The 3,401-nt window shown below is 70.9% G+C and carries 4 protein-coding genes; 1 reads left to right on the forward strand and 3 read right to left on the reverse strand.

Annotated elements, in window-relative coordinates:
• Nucleotides 1-773, forward strand: a 773-nt coding sequence (locus tag HKK72_RS37695) for an MFS transporter (RefSeq protein WP_187239174.1), incomplete at its 5' end; no start/stop codon positions are given.
• Nucleotides 774-798: 25 nt separating this feature from the next.
• Here the strand turns inward: HKK72_RS37695 and HKK72_RS37700 are convergent.
• The 3 genes from HKK72_RS37700 to HKK72_RS37710 form a co-directional block, all read right to left on the reverse strand.
• Complete coding sequence (locus tag HKK72_RS37700; protein ID WP_261987575.1) at nucleotides 799-2,001, reverse strand: Ig-like domain-containing protein; 1,203 nt, start codon at nucleotides 1,999-2,001, stop codon at nucleotides 799-801.
• A 122-nt stretch (nucleotides 2,002-2,123) separates the two neighbouring features.
• A complete protein-coding gene (locus tag HKK72_RS37705; RefSeq protein WP_187239175.1) occupies nucleotides 2,124-2,585 on the reverse strand; it encodes a PPOX class F420-dependent oxidoreductase in 462 nt (153 codons plus the stop codon).
• A 97-nt stretch (nucleotides 2,586-2,682) separates the two neighbouring features.
• Nucleotides 2,683-3,401: RNA polymerase sigma factor (locus HKK72_RS37710; RefSeq protein WP_315987643.1), on the reverse strand; the 719-nt coding region annotated here is incomplete at its 5' end.

Consider the following 3,401-nt stretch of genomic DNA (forward strand, 5'->3'; position numbering starts at 1 on the left):
CCTTCCTGAGCCTGCTCGGCTTCAGCTGCACCCAGATGCTCGCCATCGGGATCATGCTGGCCGGGGCGCCGTACTTCGCGACCTACGTTCTGGACGACACCGGCGCGGTGACCACGATGTTCCTCGCGCTGGTCGGGCCCATCACCGTCACCATGCCCGCGTGGGTACGGCTGTCACGGCGGATCGAGAAACGGGGCGCGATGGTGCTGGCGTCCGCGTTGTTCCTGTCCGGTGCCGTGGGGATGAGCCTGGCGCCGTTCTTCGGGTTCGTCTACACCCACTTGTGCGTGGTCGTGATCGGCGTCGGCTACGCCGGGATCCAGCTCCTGCAGTTCTCGATGCTGGCGGACACGCTCACCGCCGACGCGCTCAGGTCACGGGCGCGCCGGGCGGGGGTGCTCACCGGCCTGTGGACCGCCACCGAGACGGTGACGGCCGCGTTCGGCGCGCTGCTGCTCGGTTGGATGCTGGGTCTGGCCGGGTTCGTCTCCTCGGACCCCGACGAGGTCGTCCCGCAGTCCGACGCCGCGATCAACACCGTCGTGCTCGGCGGCACGCTGGTGCCCGCAGTGCTGATGGCGGTCGCCATCGCGTTGACGCTGCGCTACGACCTCACCGCGCAGCGGTTGGCGGCCCTGCACGCCGCGGCGGGCTCGACGGCGGCAGACGCGGATGCGGACGTGGATTCCGACGTGAACGCGGGCTTTGACGTGGACGCGGATGCGGACGAGGACACCGACCCCGATGCGGTGCGGCCGCACGGCACCGCATGAGACCTGCGCGAGGGCCCGTCAGGGGTCAGTTCGGTGTCGCGGCCGGTGCCCCCGCGCCGGCGTTGACCGGCTTGCCGAGAGCGCTGCCCTTCAGCCACTCGCTCCACGACTTCGCCCAAGGGGTGGGGCCGTTGCCGAACCGCAGCTTGCGGGTCGTGCCGGTGACCTCGATGATGTCGCCTCGGCTCGTGAAGTCATAGAACCAGCGGGCGTTCTCGGGGCTGGCGTTGACGCAGCCATGGCTGACGTTGGCATTGCCCTGCGCACCCGTCGACCACGGTGCCGAGTGGAAGAACGTGCCGCTGTAGGTCATCCGGACGTTCCACTTGGTCGGCGTGCGGTAGTCCCCGGGGTTGCCGGTCGTCGCCGAGTCCATGACCATGGCGGGATTCTTCTCCTGGGCGATCATGATGCCCGAGTAGCTGTCGTCGCCCGGCTTGCCGAGGCTCACAGGGATCGTCCGGACGGTCTTCCCGTCGTCGGTCACCGTCGCCTTGTGGGCCTTGGCGTCGACCTTGGTGATGTGCCGCGCGCCGACGGTGAACTGGAGCGTGCGGTCCCTGACGCCCCACAGCCCATTGCCGGCCTTGACCCCGGCGAGGTGCGCGATCACCTTGATCTTCTGGCCGGTGGTCCAGTAGTCGCGTGGGCGGAACTGCACCTCGCGGTCGCCGACCCAGCTCCAGGCCCCCTCGACGGGCTGCGACATCTTCACCTCGAGGGACCGCTCGACGGCCGCCTTGGCGTCCTTGGTGGTCACCGGCTGCGACAGCAGCAACTGCACGGGCATGCCCACGCCGACCTTCTCGCCGTCCAGCGGCGACATGCCGCTCTCGAGCCTGCGAGCCGGCGTCAGCGTGGTGAAGGTCGCCTTGCCGGCGACCTGCTTGCCGTCCTCGCCGGTGGCCTGCGCGTCGACCGTGTACGTCGTAGCGGGAGAGAGGGTCCACCGGGCCCGCCACGAATGCGCGTCGGATGCGAGCGAACCCTCGATCTTCCGGCCCTTGGCGTCGGCCACGGTGACCTGGGTGAGCTTCCCGCCCGAGACCTTGACGACCGTGCCCGCGTCGGGTGCGACCTTCTGTGCGCCGTTGGCCGGCGTGAACGCCAGCACGGCGGGCGACTTCTTCCCGCCGAGCACGCCCTGGCCTGACGAGCAGCCGACGGCCATGACGGCGGCCACCGCCAGCGTCATCGGCAGTCTCACCGGCATCGTCAGCCGCCCCATCGGCACCACAGCTCCCTCAGCGTTCGCACTTCGACATGGTTCGTCACAGGGTACGACGCTTGCTGAGCCCCCTTTGTTCGACTTTGCGGCGCGGGGGTCTCATCGGCGCAGGAGCGTCCTGGTCAGGCCAGGTTCGGCGGGAATCCCCCCGTGGCGACAGGGCCCCAGCGCTGGGGGGTGACGCGTAGCAGTGATTTGTTCTGCCGGGCCATGGCCTGGCGGTACTCGTCCCAGTCGGGATGCTCCCCGGAGATCGAACGGAAGTAGTCGACCAGCGGCTCGGTGGCCTCGGGCATGTCGATGACCTCGGCGGTGCCGTCGACCTGGACCCAGGGCCCGTCGAAGTCGTCGGAGAGCACGACCACGCTGACCCGGGCGTCACGGCGTGCGTTGCGGGCCTTGGCCCGCTCGGGGTAGGTCGAGATCACGATGCGGCCCTCGCCGTCGACGCCGCACGTGACGGGAGAGGCCTGCGGCCCGCCGTCGGACCGCGTCGTGAGCAGGATGGCGTGGTGGCGGGGCCGGAGGAACTCGAGCAGTTCGGCACGGTCGACGGCCGTGTTCGTTGCGATGTTCGGGCTCATCCGGCCAGCCTAGACCGTCGCCCGGGAGCGATACCGTCCCAGGTCAACCACCTCTGAGGGCGTGAGGCGTGTCGCCCGGACCGCCGCCGCGATGCCGTCAGGACCGGGTGACCGCCAGCCGGCAGCGCCGCAGGAACTCGCGCTCGGCCGCGTTCTCGGTGCGGGCCATCGCCGACTCGTAGGCCGCCGCGGCCTCGGCCTCCCTGCCCAGGCGCCGGAGCAGGTCGGCGCGGATGGCGTGGAACAGGTGGTAGCCGTCGAGGTCGAGGGCGTCGACGAGGGCGAGGGCCTCCTGCGGCCCCTCCACCTCGGCCACCGCCACCGCGCGGTTGAGGGCCACGACCGGGTTCGGGGCGAGCGAGAGCAACTGGTCGTACAGCTGCAGGATCTGCCGCCAGTCCGTGGCGGCCGCGGTGGGCGCGTCACTGTGCACGGCGTTGATCGCCGCCTGGACCTGGTACGGTCCGGGCCGGTCGCGCCGCAGGCATTGCCGGACGATCCCCTGGCCCTCGGCGATCAGGCGTGGGTCCCAGCGGCCGCGGTCCTGGTCGGCCAGCAGCACCAGGTCGCCGCCGGGGGTGGTGCGGGCGGTCCGGCGTGACTCGACCAGCAGCATGAGCGCGAGCAGCCCCATGACCTCGGGTTCGTCGGGCATGAGCTCGGCCAGGAGCCGTCCGAGGCGGATGGCCTCGGCGCAGAGGTCCGCGCGGACGAGCGCCTCACCCGAGCTCGCCGTGTGCCCCTCGTTGAAGATGAGGTACACCACGGCCAGCACGGCCCGGAGCCGGGCCGGGAGATCGGCGTCGGTGGGCACGC

Origin of the sequence: Actinomadura sp. HBU206391, assembly GCF_014323665.1 — a bacterium.
Lineage (GTDB): Bacteria > Actinomycetota > Actinomycetes > Streptosporangiales > Streptosporangiaceae > Actinomadura_C.